Source organism: Bradyrhizobium diazoefficiens, assembly GCF_016616885.1.
In the GTDB taxonomy this organism is placed as follows: domain Bacteria; phylum Pseudomonadota; class Alphaproteobacteria; order Rhizobiales; family Xanthobacteraceae; genus Bradyrhizobium; species Bradyrhizobium diazoefficiens_F.
This window is the reverse complement of sequence record NZ_CP067102.1, coordinates 5035263-5052331: the sequence shown is the minus strand read 5'-3', so window position 1 is coordinate 5052331 and position 17069 is coordinate 5035263. Positions and strand designations below refer to the sequence as shown.

At 63.7% G+C, this 17069-nt stretch carries 17 protein-coding genes; 9 read left to right on the top strand and 8 right to left on the bottom strand.

Annotation, left to right across the window (positions count from 1 at the left end; genetic code table 11):
* Together exbD and JJC00_RS23775 are read left to right on the top strand one after the other, a co-directional pair.
* On the top strand, positions 1 to 462 hold the full coding sequence (gene exbD / locus JJC00_RS23780) for a TonB system transport protein ExbD (RefSeq protein ID WP_200468342.1): 462 nt from the start codon (positions 1 to 3) through the stop codon (positions 460 to 462).
* A gap of 10 nt (positions 463 to 472) precedes the next feature.
* Positions 473 to 1264 carry a TonB family protein gene (locus JJC00_RS23775; protein WP_200468341.1) on the top strand — a complete coding sequence of 264 codons (792 nt, stop codon included), beginning with the start codon at positions 473 to 475 and terminating at the stop codon, positions 1262 to 1264.
* A 12-nt stretch (positions 1265 to 1276) separates the two neighbouring features.
* Here JJC00_RS23775 and JJC00_RS23770 read toward each other — a convergent pair whose 3' ends face one another.
* The 3 genes from JJC00_RS23770 to JJC00_RS23760 form a co-directional block, all read right to left on the bottom strand.
* On the bottom strand, positions 1277 to 1699 hold the full coding sequence (locus tag JJC00_RS23770; RefSeq protein WP_200474210.1) for a hypothetical protein: 423 nt from the start codon (positions 1697 to 1699) through the stop codon (positions 1277 to 1279).
* A 90-nt stretch (positions 1700 to 1789) separates the two neighbouring features.
* Positions 1790 to 2470, bottom strand: a complete 681-nt coding sequence (locus JJC00_RS23765) for a site-2 protease family protein (RefSeq protein WP_200474209.1) — start codon at positions 2468 to 2470, stop codon at positions 1790 to 1792.
* 67 nt (positions 2471 to 2537) lie between these two features.
* Entirely contained in the window at positions 2538 to 3404 is an 867-nt protein-coding gene (locus JJC00_RS23760) for a LysR family transcriptional regulator (RefSeq protein ID WP_200468340.1), read from the bottom strand.
* Between the two features lie 91 nt (positions 3405 to 3495).
* On the opposite strand from JJC00_RS23760, the gene JJC00_RS23755 reads away from it, so the two are divergent.
* Positions 3496 to 4407: a DMT family transporter gene (locus tag JJC00_RS23755; protein WP_200468339.1), complete on the top strand. Its 912-nt coding sequence runs from the start codon at positions 3496 to 3498 to the stop codon at positions 4405 to 4407.
* A 67-nt stretch (positions 4408 to 4474) separates the two neighbouring features.
* Here the strand turns inward: JJC00_RS23755 and JJC00_RS23750 are convergent, their stop codons facing one another.
* The 5 genes from JJC00_RS23750 to JJC00_RS23730 all read right to left on the bottom strand — a co-directional run bounded on the left by JJC00_RS23750 (position 4475) and on the right by JJC00_RS23730 (position 10356).
* Positions 4475 to 5632: a serine hydrolase domain-containing protein gene (locus tag JJC00_RS23750; RefSeq protein ID WP_200468338.1), complete on the bottom strand. Its 1158-nt coding sequence runs from the start codon at positions 5630 to 5632 to the stop codon at positions 4475 to 4477.
* A 27-nt stretch (positions 5633 to 5659) separates the two neighbouring features.
* The gene (locus JJC00_RS23745; protein WP_200468337.1) at positions 5660 to 6406 is read right to left on the bottom strand and encodes an SDR family NAD(P)-dependent oxidoreductase; all 747 of its coding nucleotides are present in this window, start codon (positions 6404 to 6406) and stop codon (positions 5660 to 5662) included.
* A 30-nt stretch (positions 6407 to 6436) separates the two neighbouring features.
* A complete protein-coding gene (locus JJC00_RS23740) occupies positions 6437 to 7168 on the bottom strand; it encodes an SDR family oxidoreductase (protein ID WP_200468336.1) in 732 nt (243 codons plus the stop codon).
* 133 nt (positions 7169 to 7301) lie between these two features.
* The gene (locus tag JJC00_RS23735) at positions 7302 to 9131 is read right to left on the bottom strand and encodes an IlvD/Edd family dehydratase (RefSeq protein WP_200468335.1); all 1830 of its coding nucleotides are present in this window, start codon (positions 9129 to 9131) and stop codon (positions 7302 to 7304) included.
* 127 nt (positions 9132 to 9258) lie between these two features.
* Positions 9259 to 10356, bottom strand: coding sequence for a LacI family DNA-binding transcriptional regulator (locus JJC00_RS23730; RefSeq protein ID WP_200468334.1), 1098 nt, complete (start codon positions 10354 to 10356; stop codon positions 9259 to 9261).
* A gap of 204 nt (positions 10357 to 10560) precedes the next feature.
* Here JJC00_RS23730 and JJC00_RS23725 point away from each other — a divergent pair, with 204 nt between their 5' ends.
* The 6 genes from JJC00_RS23725 to JJC00_RS23700 all read left to right on the top strand — a co-directional run bounded on the left by JJC00_RS23725 (position 10561) and on the right by JJC00_RS23700 (position 17061).
* On the top strand, positions 10561 to 11628 hold the full coding sequence (locus JJC00_RS23725; RefSeq protein ID WP_200468333.1) for an ABC transporter ATP-binding protein: 1068 nt from the start codon (positions 10561 to 10563) through the stop codon (positions 11626 to 11628).
* 48 nt (positions 11629 to 11676) lie between these two features.
* Positions 11677 to 12996, top strand: coding sequence for an ABC transporter substrate-binding protein (locus JJC00_RS23720; RefSeq protein WP_200468332.1), 1320 nt, complete (start codon positions 11677 to 11679; stop codon positions 12994 to 12996).
* A 66-nt stretch (positions 12997 to 13062) separates the two neighbouring features.
* Positions 13063 to 14019, top strand: coding sequence for a carbohydrate ABC transporter permease (locus tag JJC00_RS23715; protein WP_200468331.1), 957 nt, complete (start codon positions 13063 to 13065; stop codon positions 14017 to 14019).
* Positions 14012 to 14947 carry a carbohydrate ABC transporter permease gene (locus JJC00_RS23710; protein ID WP_200468330.1) on the top strand — a complete coding sequence of 312 codons (936 nt, stop codon included), beginning with the start codon at positions 14012 to 14014 and terminating at the stop codon, positions 14945 to 14947. Before JJC00_RS23715 ends, JJC00_RS23710 begins: the two co-directional genes overlap by 8 nt.
* Before the next feature lie 116 nt (positions 14948 to 15063).
* The gene (denD, locus tag JJC00_RS23705; protein ID WP_200468329.1) at positions 15064 to 16050 is read left to right on the top strand and encodes a D-erythronate dehydrogenase; all 987 of its coding nucleotides are present in this window, start codon (positions 15064 to 15066) and stop codon (positions 16048 to 16050) included.
* Positions 16051 to 16080: 30 nt separating this feature from the next.
* A complete protein-coding gene (locus JJC00_RS23700) occupies positions 16081 to 17061 on the top strand; it encodes a sugar kinase (protein ID WP_200468328.1) in 981 nt (326 codons plus the stop codon).
* The last annotated feature ends 8 nt before the right edge of the window (positions 17062 to 17069 follow it).

The following is a 17069-nucleotide window of genomic DNA, read 5'->3' as shown; positions in this document are numbered from 1 at the left end:
ATGGCAGTCTCGCTCACCGACAATGATGACGACGACGATTTCTCCGAGACGCATGACATCAACGTCACGCCGTTCATCGACGTCATCCTGGTGCTGCTGATCATATTCATGGTCGCGGCGCCGCTGTCGACGGTCGATCTGCCGATCGACCTGCCGACGTCGAGCGCGATGCCGCAAAAGAAGCCGGACAAGCCGACCTATGTCAGCATCAAGCCCGATCTGACGCTCGCGATCGGCGAAATCGCGGTCAAGCGAACCGACCTGGTCAGCTCGCTCGACGGAATCTCCGACATGAGCAAGGACAAATACGTGTTCCTGCGCGCCGACAAGGCCGTGCCATACGGCGAGTTGATGGGCGTCATGGAAATCCTGCGGTCCGGCGGCTATTCTCGGATCAAGCTGGTGGCGCTCGAAGCACCTCCTGCGGCGGCTGGGCCGGCGCAGGGGGCCGTCCAACCCTGATAGCAGTGCGATGTCCGACCCTCTGATCGACGCGAAACCGTCCCGGCGGCTCTGGATTCTGGCCGCGATTGCCGCGATTGGCCTGCATCTTGGCGGGGCCGCGCTGGCGCTTGCCAACCTTCGTGCTGACGACGGTGACGATGGCCTCGGCGCCAACGGCGCCGAGTACGCCGTCGAAATGACCTCGCCGAAGCTCCCCGAGACGGATCTGCCGGCTGGCCCGGACAGCGAAGCCTCGCAGTACCAGCCGCAGCAGATGCAGCAGCAGGCCGAGGTGAAAGAGACCGATCTGCCGAAGGAAATACCTCAGGAAGCCGAAGACCCGGACCGCCTCGTCACCGAGAACGACTCCAAGAAGCCGGTCGAGGACACCACGAAGGTGGCCAAGGTCGAAACCCAGGCGGTCGAGGAAATGCCGAACGCCCAGGAATCGGCGAGGCAGGCGCTGAACGAAGACGCGCGCGAGGATGAGAAGGCGGCCGCGCCCCACCAGGGCATCGGCAAGGACCTTCGCAAGCTGACAGCCGAATGGGGCAAGCGGATCAGCGCCTATTTCGAGCTTCACAAGCGCTATCCCAAGGACAAGACCAAGACGACGACGGTCAAGCTCAGCCTGGTCTTGAACCGCCGCGGCAATGTCGTTTCCGTCGACGTCGCCGAGTCCTCGGGCGATCCCGCCTTCGACGATGCGGCCATCGCGATGGTGCGCCGCTCGGATCCCGTGCCGGTCCCGCCGGCCGACCTCACGGACGATCAGTTCGCCTTCAGCCTGCCGGTGAATTTTAAGAAGCCGCCGAAATAAGCGGCGTGGTCGTCAGCGCCAGTAGTATTTGATCGAGACGTAGACCACGACCAGGCAGGCGAAGATCAGCGCCACCGGGAGCGGGCGCTTCTCGGTTCCACCAAACATCGTCGCCCCGAACATCGCGGCCTTCTTCGGCTTGGGGGCCGGGCGCCGGAAGGCGGTAACATTGTCCGCCACCGGCTCAGCCGGCCGCGTGCGCACGTCGGGCGGGTTCCCGGCGCCGCCCATCTCCAGATAATAGGATTTGTAGACCTCGGCGATGGTGGCCTCCGCCGCCTCGCCCTCGCTCATCCGCTCCAGCAGCTTCTTGTAGCTGTCGAGGAAGCCCTGTGCGTCCGGAGGCAGCGCCGACAACCCATTCAGCTTGGCCATCATCTTCCAGGTGGCGAAATCGGCGCGGGCACGGGTGTCGGCGCGTCGCGCGATCAGCATATCGGCAGCTTTGACCAAGTTGGCCTCTAGCCCTTCGGCTTTGTCTTCAAGTGCAGGATCTTCAAGTGCGGATCTTGAAGGGTGCTTCAACTACGCATTGCCGGTCAGCAAGAGAACAGCTTGAATCACATAACCGGTCAACGTTCGCAGTATTGCTGAAATAACATCAAGATTTAGACCGAACTGGGAACCCGCCAGCGGCAGCAGGATCAAGAGCGCAATCAGGATCATCATGCCGAACGGCTCGAGCCGCGACAGGGGCAGGGCAAGCGGCCGGGGCAGCAGCCCGACCGCGACCCGTCCGCCGTCGAGCGGCGGGATCGGCATCATGTTGAAGACCGCCAGCACGGCGTTGATCAGCAGGGCATTCTTGAGGTTGTCGAAGATCCATTGCGCCGAACCGGCGGGCGCCCACGGCAGGGCATGGAGGGCGAGGCCCGCGACGAGCGCCAGAAGGATGTTGGTGACGGGGCCGGCCAAGGCGACCCAGACCATGTCCAGCCGGGGATGGTTGAGCTTGCGGAAATTCACCGGCACCGGCTTGGCGTAGCCGAACAGGAACGGCGAATGCGCGAACAGCAGCATCGCCGGCAGGATCAGGGTGCCGAACGGATCGATGTGGCGCAGCGGATTGAAGCTGACGCGCCCAAGCTGCGCAGCCGTGTTGTCACCGAGACGGTCCGCGACAAAGGCGTGCGCGGCCTCATGAAAGGTGATGGAGAGCACCAGAGGCAGCACCCACACGGAGAGGTCATAAAGGGAAATGTTCACGGCTCGTCTGTCCCGGTTCGCTCGCGGCCTTGCAGCCAAGCCGGCCGATCCGGTGATGGGGCACGCGTCAGGTCAGGATATGGGACACCGGTTCCGAAATCCCAAGCTGTAAATGATCCGCCAGCAGCGCCGCTGGCTGCGACAAGTTGCGCGCACGGTGGAGGCGGATGTCCGCAGTGGGGAGCGGCGGCAGGCCGTTCGACAGGATGCGCAGGCAGGCGGGCAGGGTGCCGGCTTTCACGACGGTGATCGCGAGGCCCTGCGCGGCGACGGCTTCGACCGCTGCAAGCGTCCGGCTGACGAAGGCGAGGCGCCAGGGCCGGCCGGCGGCATCGAGCGCCTCGGCGGCCCATTGGCGGAACAGGCAGCCCGGCGGGTAGAGCGCGACGGACAGCGTGTCCTGTTCTTCGGCCGGATACGACGCGGCCGCAGCCCACACCGCCTGCTCGCGGCGGAGCAGCTCGCCATTGCCGCTGCCTTCCGGATGCATGGCGATGACGAGGTCATAGGCCTCGCCGAGCCGGGACGGCATGGTCGCGGTCAGCCCGGTCTCGATCTCGACCCTTACGGTCGGATGCTCCTTGGCAAAGCTCGCCAGCAGGGGCGGAATGACGATCGTGCCATAATCGTCCATCACGCCGAGGCGGATGACGGCCTCCGGCTTGCGTGCGCGCAACGCGCCAACCGCTTCTGCATGGAGGGCGAGAATGCGCTGCGCGTAGGCGCGCAGCTCATGGCCCGCGGCGGTCAGCACGACGCCAGCCCGGCCGCGCTGAAACAGTTTTGTCCCGAGCCGCTCCTCGAGGCGCCTGACCTGCACGCTCACCGCCGATTGGGTCCGGTTGAGCTGATCGGCCGCGCGCGTGAACGAGCGATGCTCGGCGACGGCGAGAAAGGCCTTGAGCAGATCGGGATCCAGGTCGGGCGCGGTCATGACCAAAATTTATCCCAGCATGACGGAAATTCCATTCCCAGTTTCGGCACGGCCCATATGCTGTTCGTCCGGGCGTTCGGCGGGAGGGATTGTGGGCGAGATTTTTGGCGTTCTGGCTGCGGTGCTGTCGAGTGCGCTGGGCGGCACCTTGATCGGCGCCACGCGCTATCTCGTTGGTAGCATCGATCCGCTGGCGATCGGCTCGTTCCGGTTCGGGATCGGCTTTCTCCTGCTGCTGCCGCTGACATTGCTGCGTGGCGATCGCTGGCCGGGGCGAGGCGACTGGGCTGCCGCAATCGGGCTCGGCATCCTGTTCTTTGCGCTGTTTCCGATCCTGTTCAACGCGTCGCTGATCTTCACGACAGCGGCGCGCGGCGCGCTCGCGCTGTCGACGTTGCCGCTGTTGACGCTGGTGATCGGTGCCGCGCTCGGCAGCGAGGCCCTGAGCTGGCGCAAATCGATCGGCGTCGTGGTGGCAACTCTTGGCGTTGCCGTCGCGCTCCTCTCCGACCTCAATTCGGCGCCGTTAGGCGCCTGGCGCGGCGATCTCCTGATGATGGCGGCTGCGCTGTGCATGGCGCTGTACGGCATCTGGTCGAAGCCGCTGATCCGGCGCGCCAGCCCGATCGCCTTCACCACCATGAGCATGGCGGCGGGCGCGATCTGCCTCATCCTGCTCGCCTGCTGTCGCGGCAGCTTTGCGCCCGTCGCAAGTTTTGGCGCGCCGCAATGGCTCGCAGCGCTCTATCTCGGCGCCTTCGGCGCGGCGCTGACCTTCTATCTCTGGGCCTTCGCGCTGGAGCGGACGACGCCGACACGCGTGGCGATCTCGGTGACGGTCAATCCGATCACGGCATCGCTGGTCGGTGCCTGGCTGCTGAACGAGCCGTTGCGCTGGAATCTCGCGGCCGGGATCGTCGCGGTGTTCGCTGGGATCTGGTTGGCTACAACGGCGGGCCGGCGCGTGCAGACTGCGAATATCACCGTTTCAAGCCAGCCCTGATCAGCGGCTCGCCTTCCGCCTTGAACCGCACCGCGCCGCACAGGCATCCACCTTCCCTGATCATGGCTCAGGCCACCCGCCATTCGCTGACCTGCCGCGCCATGTTCCAGTTGAGCTCATCGAGTTCGCCATCCATGTTGGTATTCGGCCGGCTCACATTGCTGAAGGTAGCCCAGCAGAAGCCGCCATGGGTTCTGACCGCGATGGTGCTGGTGCCGGGCAGGCTGCCATTGTGCCACCAATTGCCTGATTTGTTGATGCAAAAACCCTTGGCGTAGTCCGGGCTGTAGCTGGGCGCTGTCGTCATGACCTCGATGCTGCGCGGTCGCAGGATGTTCGCAGGCCGCGCATAGCCGTCGACATGCATCAGGAATTGCACGAGGTCCGTTGGCGTCGCGATCCAGCCACCATGGGCATCCATCCGCCGGACATTCATGCCGTAGGGACTTTCGACCTTGCAGTAATAGGCGACTTCGCCGGCCTGGCGTTGATCGCGTGTGTTGCCGGCGATCGTCATGTCAGTGACGCCGCAACGGCCGAGCACCTCGGCGCGGACGTGCTCGGCATAACGCTGGCCGGTGAGTTTCTCGATGACCCGGCCCAGCAGGCAATAGCCGAAATTGGAGTAGGCGTAGTGCTGGCCCGGCGGACGATCCAGGGGCCGGTTCGCCAGCGTCCACGTGATGAGCTGCACGTGGTCCATGTGCGGATGCGTGAACATGGGATCGCGGTTGTCGTTGGTCCAGCCGCCGCTGGTATGCGTCAGGAGATGCTCGAGCCTGATCTGGTCGATGCCGGGCGAGTAGGGCGGCGCGCCGTAATCGGTGCCGAGCAGCGCGCCGGGGCCGAACACGCGGTCGATGAGCTTGACGCGGTTCTCCTCGATCAGCCGAAACAGCGTCACCGAGGTGATCATCTTGCTGACGCTGGCGATGCGAAACAGATGCTGCGGCGTCGCTGCTTCATTCTGCTCGCGATCGGCAACGCCAAAGGCGGCCTGATGGACGATCGCACCGGCATAGCCGATCGCAAAGGAGAGCGCCGGCACCTCGAATTTGTCCATGAAGGTCTGCGCCAGCCGGCCCATCGCCGTGCGCTCGGCCGGCGAGGGCGGGCGGATGCTTGGCGGGTTGGGCGCGAGCTGCGCCAGCGCACCGTGCGAAAGCAAAGGCAGCGCGCCTGCGCCCGCTGCGAGCTTCACAAAATCCCGACGTCCGAGGGTCATGGCCGCCTTCCTCGGGCGGCCAATGCTTCAATAGGTCGCCCGTCCCCCGGAAATATCAAAGACCGCGCCGGTGGAGAAGGCACAATCTTCGGATGCGAGCCACGCCGCCATCGCGGCGAGCTCTTCCACCAGCACGAAGCGCGCTTTGGGGATTTTCGACAGCATGAAATCGATATGCTGCTGCGTCATCTGGTCGAAGATCGCGGTCTTTGCCGCCGCCGGCGTCACCGCATTCACGAGAATGTCATGCGCGGCGAGCTCCTTGCCGAGCGACTTCGTCAGCGCGATCAGGCCGGCCTTGGAGGCCGAATAGTGCGACGCGTTCGGATTGCCTTCCTTGCCGGCGATCGAGGCGATGTTCACGATCCGCCCGTATTTCTGCTTGAGCATCGTCGGCACGATGGCCTTGCAGACGATGAAGGGGCCATCGAGGTTGATGCGCAGCACCTTGCGCCATTCATCGAGATCGGTCTCCCAGACCGGTTTGTTGACGCCGGCGATGCCGGCATTGTTGACGAGAATGTCGATCTTGCCGAACGCGGCCAGTGTCGCATCGCGCGCCTGCTCGACGCCGGCGGTGTCGGTGACGTCGACCTTGAAGGCGCGGACGTTGTCGCCGATTTCCTTCGCCGTCTTCTCGGCCAGCGCCTCGTCAAAATCCCAGATCGCGACCTTGGCGCCCGAGGCGACAAAGCGCTCGGTGATGGCCCGGCCAAAACCCTGCGCGCCGCCGGTGACGACAGCGACGCGGCCGTTGAGATCAATCTTGTTCATGAGATGTGATCCTGTTCGACCCCTTGGGCGTCAGAGCATGTAGCCGCCGTCGACGACGAGGTCGACGCCGGTGGTGAACGCGCTCTCGTCGCTGCCGAGATAGATCGCCATGTTGGCGATCTCGTCGGCGGTGCCGAGCCGGCCCATCTTCTGGCGCGAGACGAACATCTCCTTGCCCTGCGGCCCCTGGGCTGCGGCGCGATCGAGCATCGAGGGGGTCTCGACCGTGCCGGGGCAGATCGAATTGCAGCGGATGCCCTTGGTGATGAAGTCGAGCGCGACGGCGCGGGTCAGCAGCGACACCGCGGCCTTCGAGGAGCTGTAGACATAACGATTGGCCGGCGGGCGCAGCGCCGCGCAGGACGAGATGTTGACGATGCTGCCGCCACCGCCCGCGAGCATGTCGGGCAGGAACGCCCTGATGGTCCGGTGCATCGATTTGACGTTGAGGTCGAACGAGAAATCAAAATCCTCTTCCGAGCACTCCAGGATGGTGCCGTGATGCACGAAGCCGGCGGCATTGAGCAGGATGTCGATCTTGCCGACCCGCTTTGCAAAGGCGTTGACGTCGGCGGTGTTGCGCACGTCGAGCTTTGCGACCTCGGCAATCCCTTCCTTGGTCAGGCCGGCGATGCCGGCCTCGTTGATGTCGGTGGCGATGACGGTTGCGCCTTCACGCGCGAATGCGAGGGCGCATGCGCGCCCGATACCTGCGGCTGCAGCCGTAATGACGGCGCGCTTACCCTTGAGGCGGTCTGCCATGTTGTTTTTCTCCTCACCAAGCTCTGTTTGTTAGTTCGTTATTGCGAGAAGCGAAGCGACGACGCAATCCAGGACCGTCTCCGCGGAGATATCTCTGGATTGCGTCGCTTCGCCCGCAATGACGGTGTGGCTGTCAGTGATTATCCCGCGCCACACCAAAGGCGCCGGCGACGTTCTGGTAGCGCGTGGCGAGCTCCATGCAGGCGCCGGTCGACTGCTGGCCGACGGTGTTGCGGTAGATCTCCTGCCACGGCGTCTGGTTCGGCGGATGCTTGAAGCCGCCATTGGCCTTCAGCTCGGCGTGGCGCTTCTTCAACTCGTCGTCCGAGATCAGGATGTTGGCGCTGCCCTTGTTGAGGTCGATGCGGACCTTGTCGCCGGTCTTGAGGATAGCGAGCCCGCCATTGGCGGCCGCTTCCGGTGAGGCATTGAGGATCGAGGGCGAGCCCGAGGTGCCGGACTGGCGGCCGTCGCCGATGCAGGGCAGGGCGAGGATGCCGCGTTTGATCAGGGCTGCGGGCGGCTGCATGTTCACGACCTCGGCGCCGCCGGGATAGCCGATCGGCCCGGTGCCGCGGATGAACAGCACACAATGCTCGTCGATATCGAGCGAGGCATCGTCGATCCGCGCGTGATAATCCTCCGGTCCTTCGAACACGATGGCGCGGCCTTCGAATGCGTTAGGGTCCTTCGGATTGCTCAGATAACGGTCGCGGAATTCCTTGGAGATCACAGAGGTCTTCATGATCGCGGAATCGAACAGATTGCCCTTCAGCACCAGGAAGCCTGCGTCCTTCACCAGCGGCTTGTCGTAAGCCCAGATCACGTCGTTGTCGGGCTTCGGCGCATCGTTGCAGTTCTCACCGATGCCGCGGCCGTTCACGGTGACCGCATCCTCATGGATGCGCTTGTGCTTCATCAATTCGCGCACCACGGCCGGCACGCCGCCGGCGCGGTGGAATTCCTCGCCGAGATAGAAGCCGGCCGGCTGCATGTTGACCAGGAGCGGCACGTCATGGCCGAACTTCTGCCAGTCGTCGATCGACAGCTCCACGCCGATATGGCGGGCGAGCGCGTTGATGTGGATTGGCGCATTGGTCGAGCCGCCGATCGCCGAATTGATCACGATGCAGTTCTCGAACGCCTTGCGGGTCAGGATGTCCGACGGCTTGAGGTCTTCCCAGACCATCTCGACGATGCGTTTTCCCGTCTCATAAGAAATCTGGCCGCGCTCGCGGTAGGGGGCGGGGATGGCCGCGCAGCCCGGCAGCGAGAAGCCGAGCGCTTCGGCCAGCCCGTTCATGGTCGACGCCGTTCCCATGGTGTTGCAATGGCCGACCGAGGGCGCCGATGAGGCCACGATCTCCATGAACTCTTCATAGTCGATCTCGCCGGCGGCGAGCCGCTCGCGCGACTTCCAGACGATGGTGCCGGAGCCGGTGCGCTCGCCGGCATGCCAACCGTTGAGCATCGGGCCGCCCGACAGCACGATCGCGGGCAGGTTCACGGTCGCCGCCGCCATCATGCAGGCCGGCGTGGTCTTGTCGCAGCCGGTGGTCAGCACCACGCCGTCCAGCGGATAGCCGTAGAGGATCTCGACCAGGCCGAGATAAGCGAGGTTGCGGTCGAGCGCAGCGGTCGGGCGCTTGCCGGTCTCCTGGATCGGGTGGGTCGGGAATTCCATCGCGATGCCGCCGGCCTCACGGATGCCCTCACGGACACGATGGGCCAGCTCGATATGATGGCGGTTGCAGGGGGAGAGGTCGTTGCCGGTCTGGGCGATGCCGATGATCGGCTTGCCGGACTGCAACTCGGCGCGGGTGAGGCCGTAGTTCAGATAGCGCTCCATGTAGAGCGCGGTCATCCCCGGATTATGCGGGTTGTTGAACCATTCCTGCGAGCGAAGGTGGCGGCGGGTGCCGTTACCGGCGGGCGCGTGCCCATTGGTTGGCTTTTTTGTCATTGGATTCTCCTTCAATGCAAACGCACGGGCCGACGCCCGGGGTGTCGGTCGATGCGATGCCCGGCAGCGCGAGCATGTAACAACGGCCCGCCTGCTGGCGAACGTTTCCTCACAAGTGCGATACTACTCATGGGTCGTTGGTAACGCTATCATTTTGTACGGCCGGCGCCCATTCCGGCGCGCGCGGGCCGGCTGCCGGCCGCTGCGTCTGCGAACTCTGCCGCTCGATCACGGTAAAACCGAGATCGAGCACGGGCTCTTCAGGACGCTTGCCTTCGATCGCCTCGATCAGCATCGCGGCAGCGGCGCTGCCCATTTCGTAACGGTTGGTCCGCACGCTCGTCAGCGTCGGCACCGAGGAGGCCATGAATTCAAGGTCGTTGAAGCCGACGATCGCGATCTGATCGGGGATTGCGATCTCCCGGCGGCGGCATTCGAAGAGGACGCCGAGCGCGAGGTCGTCATTGGCGCAGAACACCGAGTCGATGCCGGCCTCGCGCGCCAGCAGATCGGAGAACAGCGCACCGCCCAGCGTGACCGAGGTCGGCGTCGCCGTCGTCACGATCAGTCTTTGGTCGTAGAGACCGGCGTCCTTCATGGCTGCGACATAGCCGTCGAGCCGGCGCTGCACCCGTGGGTCCATGCGCGCGCCGACGAAGCCGATCCTGCGGTGGCCCTGCGCGAACAAATGAGCAATCGCCGCACGTGCTGCATCATAATGGGAAAAGCCGATCATCATGTCGACCGGGTCAGGGCCGATCTCCATGATCTGCACGATCGGGCAGTCGGCCGCCTCCAGCATGGCGCGCGATTCCGTGGTCTGGTCGATGCCTGTGACGATCAGTCCCGCCGGCTTCTGCGCCAGGAACAGGCGCAAGAGCTTCTCCTCCTGGAGAATACTGTAGCGTGTGTTGGACAGCTGGATCGAGTAACGGCTGCTTTCGGAGGCGTCATAGATGCCGCGCAGCACGTCGGAGAACACGTTGTTGGTCAGTGACGGAATCAAGACACCGATCACCTCGGTGCGGTGCGAGGCCAGCGCGCGTGCCGCAAGGTTGGGCACATAGCCGAGCTCCTGGGCCGCGCTTTCGACCCGCGTCCGCTTGGCGACTGATAGCGCCTCGGGATTGCGGAAAAAGCGGGAGGCGGTAATCGGGCTGACGCCGGCGAGCTCGGCGACTTCTGCCAGCCGAATCTTGCCAGACTTGGTGCGCTTTCGACCCATTTGTTGCTCTTAACACAGCCACTCCCGCAAACAAAGGATCGTTGACAGCGCTACCAGCAGCGACTAACCAAAGACAAATTGCCAAAGCCGCATAAACTGCCGACAATGTCGCCTGTTAGAGGGGCTTCGGGTCGGCGAAGTTCAGAAAAAACAAGACGGTGGCGGCGCGACAGTTGCGTCGTCTAAGTCTGAGGAGGGAGCTAGATGTCGTCTGTGCAAATCCGCGACGTGCGGAAATCGTTCGGCAATTTTGAAGTCCTGCACGGCGTCTCGATTCCGATCGAGGACGGCCAGTTCGTCGTCTTGGTTGGCCCTTCCGGCTGCGGCAAGTCGACGCTTCTGCGCATGCTCGCAGGCCTCGAGAACATCACCTCCGGCACGATCTCGATCGGCGACCGCGTCGTCAACAATGTCCAGCCCAAGGAGCGGGACATTGCGATGGTGTTCCAGAACTACGCGCTCTATCCGCACATGACGGTCGGCGAAAACATGGGCTTCTCGCTGAAGCTGCGGAACGCCGGCTCCGACGAGATCAACAAGCGCGTCAAGCGCGCCGCCGAAATTCTCGCGCTGACGCCGTTGCTCGAGCGCTACCCGCGCCAGCTCTCCGGCGGCCAGCGCCAGCGCGTCGCCATGGGCCGCGCCATCGTGCGCGATCCCCAGGTCTTCCTGTTCGACGAGCCGTTGTCGAACCTCGATGCCAAGCTGCGCGTCGCCATGCGCACCGAGATCAAGGAGCTGCACCAGCGGCTCAAGACCACGACCGTCTACGTCACCCACGACCAGATCGAGGCCATGACGATGGCCGACAAGATCGTCGTGATGCATGACGGTATCGTCGAGCAGATGGGCACGCCGCTCGAGCTCTACGACAAGCCGGAAAACCAGTTCGTCGCGGGTTTCATCGGCTCGCCTGCGATGAACTTCCTGAAGGGGCATGTGCGGGTCAACGGCGTTGCGACCTTCGAGGGGCCGAACGGCGTCAAGCTGCCGCTCAAGAGCGTGCCGGCCGGGTCGGACGGCAAGCCGGTGGTTTACGGTGTCCGCCCTGAGCATTTCACGATTGCCGACGATGGTGCCGACGCCGAGATCGTCGTGGTCGAGCCGACCGGCTCGGAGACCCAGGTGTTCGCGAAGGTCGGCGGCGAGCAGGTCGTCGCGGTTTTCCGCGAGCGTCACCAGTTCAACCCGGGCGACAAGGTCAAGCTGAAGCCAGATCCGTCCGTGGTTCACTTGTTCGACGAGGCGACGGGGAAACGGCTGAACGCATAAAGCCAAACGCATAAAGCGAAGCAAAAAAAGCATCACAGGGAGGACGACATGCAAGACTTTACGCGCCGGGCGCTGCTTCAAGGCGGAACCGCACTGGCGACCGCCGGCGCATTGACCGGACCTGCACTGTTCGAATTTGCCAAAGCCTGGGCCGCGGACTCGCCCTGGAAGGCGGAGCCCGGCGCCAAGCTGACCGTGATGCGCTGGAAGCGCTTCGTGCCGTCGGAAGACGACGCGTTCAATGCGATGGTCGCGGCCTTCAAAGCCGCCACGGGCACGGAAATGAACGTGTTCAGCGAGTCCTTCGAGGACGTGCAGCCGAAGGCGTCGGTCGCGGCCAACACCGGCTCGGGTCTCGATCTCGCCTGGGGCCTGCACACGCTGCCGCAGCTGTTCCCGACCAAGGTCATCAAGATGAACGACGTTGCCGATTATCTCGGCAAGAAGTACGGCGGCTGGACTGATGCGGCCGCCAAGACCTGCATGCTCGGCAACGACTGGCTCGGCATTCCGGTTGCGACCAACGGCGGCTACATGACCTATCGCAAATCGGCGACCGACAAGGCCGGCTTCAAGGAGTTTCCCAAGGACTTCCCGAGCTTCCTTGAAATGTGCAAGGCGCTGAAAGCGAACAACACCCCGGCCGGTTTCGCCCTTGGCCACGCCAGCGGCGACGCCAATGGATGGCTGCACTGGATTCTCTGGGGGCACAACGCCTGGACTGTCGACAAGGACGACAAGGTCATCATCAATTCGCCAGAGACCGCCAAGGCGCTTGAGTACTGCAAGGCGCTCTCCGAGACCTTCATTCCGGGCACGCCGTCCTGGAACGATTCCTCCAACAACAAGGCCTACCTCGCGGGCGAGCTCTATTGCACGCTCAACGGCATCTCGATCTATGTCGCAGCCAAGACGGATCCGACCAAGAAGGAAATCGCCGAAGACACTTATCACGCGCTGCACCCGGTCGGGCCCGTCGGCAAGCCGACCGAATTGCAGCTTGCGCTGCCGATCCTCGCGTTCAACTTCACCAAATATCCGAACGCGGCAAAGGCCTTCATCGCCTTCATGCTGGAGAAGGAGAACTACGAGAAGTGGCTGGACGGTGCGCAAGGTTATTTGACCCAGACCTTGAACGCCTACGAGTCGGCGCCGGTCTGGACCGCGGACCCCAAGAACAGCGTGTTCTCGCAGGCTTCCAAGCGCACACTGCCGGCATCCGGTATCGGCACGGTCGGAGAGAAGGCCGCGACCGCGATCGCCGACTTCATCGTGGTCGACATGTTTGCCAACTACTGCACCGGCACGAAAGACGCGAAAGGCGCAATGGCGGAAGCCGAGCGGCAATTGAAGCGCATCTATCGTTGATCGTCGCGGAGCGGGCGGCTTTCGCGGTCGCCCGCTCGTTTTCTTCTCCGGTCGGGAATATCGGGCATGGCTGATCTCGCAGTTGCTCCCAGTGCCAAGCCTCAGTTTCGCGCGGCAAGCGCCTGGGACCAGCTTAAGCACAACCGCAACTGGCTCGGCTTCTGGTTCATGCTGCCGGCCCTGGCGTTCCTGATCTTCTTCCTGGCTTATCCGCTGGGCCTCGGTATCTGGTTGTCCTTCACTGACACCCGCATCGGTCGGGCCGGTCACTTCATCGCGACCGAGAACTATGAGTGGCTGTGGGACGACTCCGTCTTCTGGCTCTCGGTGTTCAACACGCTGCTCTACACGTTCGCGGCCAGCGCCATCAAATTTGCCGTCGGGCTTTATCTCGCGCTGCTCTTGAACGAGAACATGCCGTTCAAGGCGATGCTGCGCGCCATGGTCTTGATCCCCTTCATCGTGCCAACGGTGCTATCGGCGCTCGCATTCTGGTGGATATTCGATTCGCAGTTCTCGATCATCTCCTGGTCACTGAGGCATCTCGGCCTGATCAGCCAGAACATCAACTTTCTCGGCGACACCACCTGGGCGCGGATTTGCGTGATCTTCGCCAACATCTGGCGCGGCGTGCCGTTCGTTGCGATCACGCTGCTCGCAGGCCTCCAGACGGTTTCGCCGTCGCTTTATGAAGCTGCAATCCTTGACGGCGCCTCCGGCTGGCAGAGATTCCGCTACATCACCTATCCGCTTCTCACGCCGATCATCGCGGTCGTCATGACTTTCTCGGTGCTCTTCACCTTCACCGACTTCCAGCTGATCTGGGCGATGACCCGCGGCGGCCCGGTCAATGCCACCCATCTGATGGCGACCTTGTCCTATCAGCGTGCGATCATCGCGGGGCAACTGGGCGAGGGCGCCGCGATCTCGAGCGCCATGATCCCGTTCCTGCTCGCTGCGATCATGGTCTCGTGGTTCGGCCTCCAGCGGCGCAAGTGGCAGCAGGGAGAGAGCAATGATTGACCTGCCCACCAGATCCATTGATCTCAAGAACGTATTGTCAGGCTCGTCGCCAACGGTCGCGAAGGACGATCACAGCGAGGGCATGAGCTATCTCCAGTCGGTGCCGCGCCGGCTCGTGACGCTCTATCTGCCGCTCACGATCATCGTCGTGATCCTGCTGTTTCCGTTCTATTGGATGGCGCTGACCTCGGTAAAGCCGGACAACCAGTTGCTCGATCTCGACAGATACAATCCGTTCTGGACGTGGAATCCGACCTTCAAGCACTTCCACAAGCTGCTGTTCGAGAGCTACTATCCACATTGGCTGTGGAACACGATGTATGTGGCGGTCTGCGCCACTGTGCTCTCGATCATCGCCTCGGTGCTCGCGGCCTATGCGATCGTGCGATTGCGCTACAAGGGCGCCAACCTCGTCGGTGGGCTGATCTTCCTCGCTTACCTGGTGCCGCCGTCGATCCTGTTCATCCCGCTCGCCACCGTCGTGTTTCAGTACGGCCTGTTCGATTCGCCGCTTGCCCTGATCCTGACTTATCCGACCATCTTGATCCCGTTCTCGACCTGGCTGCTGATGGGCTATTTCAAGACCATTCCGTTCGAGCTGGAGGAATGCGCGCTGATCGATGGCGCGAGTCGCTGGCAGATCCTGATCAAGATCGTGCTGCCGCTCGCGATACCCGGCCTGATCTCGGCCTTCATCTTCTGCTTCACGCTGTGCTGGAACGAATTCATCTACGCGCTGACCTTCCTGCAATCGACCAGTAACAAGACGGTGCCGGTCGCGATCGTCAACGAGTTCGTGGATGGCGATGTCTATCGCTGGGGCTCTCTGATGGCGGGCGCCCTGGCCGGATCGCTGCCGCTGGTCATCCTTTACGCCTTCTTCGTGGAGCATTATGTGTCGGCGATGACCGGCGCTGTGAAGGAATGATCGCGGGGGGCCTGCCCTCGGGAGCGGGCCAAGCGGATGTGCCAAGCAGACGTACCAAGTGAGACTGCCAAGCGCGGCGCGTTCCGGCCAATAAGCCAATAAGAAGGAGTAGGCTCTTGCACATTCTGGTTCTGGGCGCTGCCGGCATGGTCGGCCGCAAATTGTGTGAACGGCTGTTGCGCGACGGCCGGCTCGGCAAGAGCGACATCACCAAATTGACCATGCATGACGTGGTCGAGCCCAGGAAGCCGGGAAAGGCCGGTTTCCCCGTCGAGACCGTCTCGGGCGATTTCGCAGTCCCGGGTGCTGCTGAAAAACTGATCGCCGGCCGCCCCGACGTGATCTTCCATCTTGCCGCGATCGTCTCGGGCGAGGCCGAGCTCGATTTCGACAAGGGCTACCGCATCAATCTCGACGGCACGCGGATGTTGCTCGACGCTATCAGGCTTGTCGGCGGCGGCTACAAGCCGCGCGTGGTGTTCACGTCCTCGATCGCAGTGTTCGGCGCCCCGTTCCCGGATGCGATCGGCGACGAGTTCTTCCACACCCCGCTGCTCAGCTACGGCACCCAGAAAGCGATCGGCGAGCTGCTGCTGGCGGATTATTCGCGCCGCGGCTTCCTCGACGGCATCGGCATTCGCCTGCCAACCATCTGCATCCGTCCCGGCCTGCCCAACAAGGCGGCATCGGGCTTCTTTTCCAACATTCTGCGCGAGCCGCTCGCCGGCAAGGAAGCGGTCCTCCCGGTGTCCGAGGACGTCCGCCACTGGCACGCCACGCCGCGCTCGGCCGTCGGCTTCCTGCTCCATGCCGGCACCATGGACCTCGCCAAGGTCGGTCCGCGCCGCAACCTGACCATGCCGGGCTTCTCGGCCACGGTCGGCGAGCAGATTGCAGCGCTCAGGCGGGTGGCCGGCAACAAGGTCGCCGCGCGCATCAAGCATGAGCTCGATCCGTTCATCGTCGGCATCGTCGGCGGCTGGCCGCGCAATTTCGAGGCGAAGCGGGCGCGCGAGCTCGGTTTCACCACCGAAGAGAAGTCCTTCGACGATATCATCCGCATCCACATCGAGGACGAGCTCGGCGGCAATTTCGTCGCCTGATCGTTAGAGATGAACAGCGTGGATATGACGATGGCGAGCGTAGCTTGCATCGGTGAATGCATGGTCGAGCTCCGGCAGGCCCAGGGAGGACAATCCTCGGGGCAGTCTGCCGGGCAGGGCGGTGGCCTGTTCTCGCGCGGCTTTGGCGGTGACACCCTCAACACGGCGGTGTATCTGGCGCGGCTCGAGGTCAAGGTCGACTATCTCACCGCGCTCGGCGACGACGGCATGAGCGAGGAGATGATCGCGGCCTGGAATGCCGAGGGCGTCGGCACGCGGCGCGTGGTGCGGCTGCCGGGCAAGCTGCCCGGCCTCTACATGATTCAGCTCGATGCCAACGGCGAACGCCAGTTCTTCCACTGGCGCGACAGCGCGGCGGCGCGCCAGCTGATGAGCCTGCCGGAGACCGACGAGCTGCTCAACTCGCTGATGAGCTACGACATCATCTATCTCTCCGCGATCACGCTCTCGATCTACGACGCTACGGGACGCGATCGCCTGTTCGCGGCGATCAAGCGCGCCCGACTGCTCGGCACCCGCTTCGTGTTCGACACGAATTTCCGTGCGCGCGGCTGGCCCGACCGCGATGTCGCGCGCGAGGTGTTTGCCGCGGCGTTTGCGGTAGCCGACATCGTGCTGACCTCGACCGAGGATCTGCTGGCGCTTTATCCCGGCGAGAGCCCTGAGCAGCTGATGGCGCGCATCCCGACGCCCGAGCTGGTGTTCCGGCTCGCCGAGCCCGTCAGTCTGCTGCGCTTTCCCGGCGGCACGAGTGAAGTCCGCGCCGAACCAATGACCAAGCCGGTCGTTGACACCACGGCAGCCGGCGACAGCTTTGCCGCGGCCTATATCGCGGCCCGGCTCGGCGGTTCCGATGCCGTCGAGGCGGCCCAGGCCGGGCATCGCCTCGCGAGCCTCGTGATCTGCTATCCCGGTGCCATCATTCCGGGCTATGCCATGCCGCCGAAGAAGCGGCACCGGCCGGCGACCACGCGTCAAGCGACCAAGTGAAACGAAAG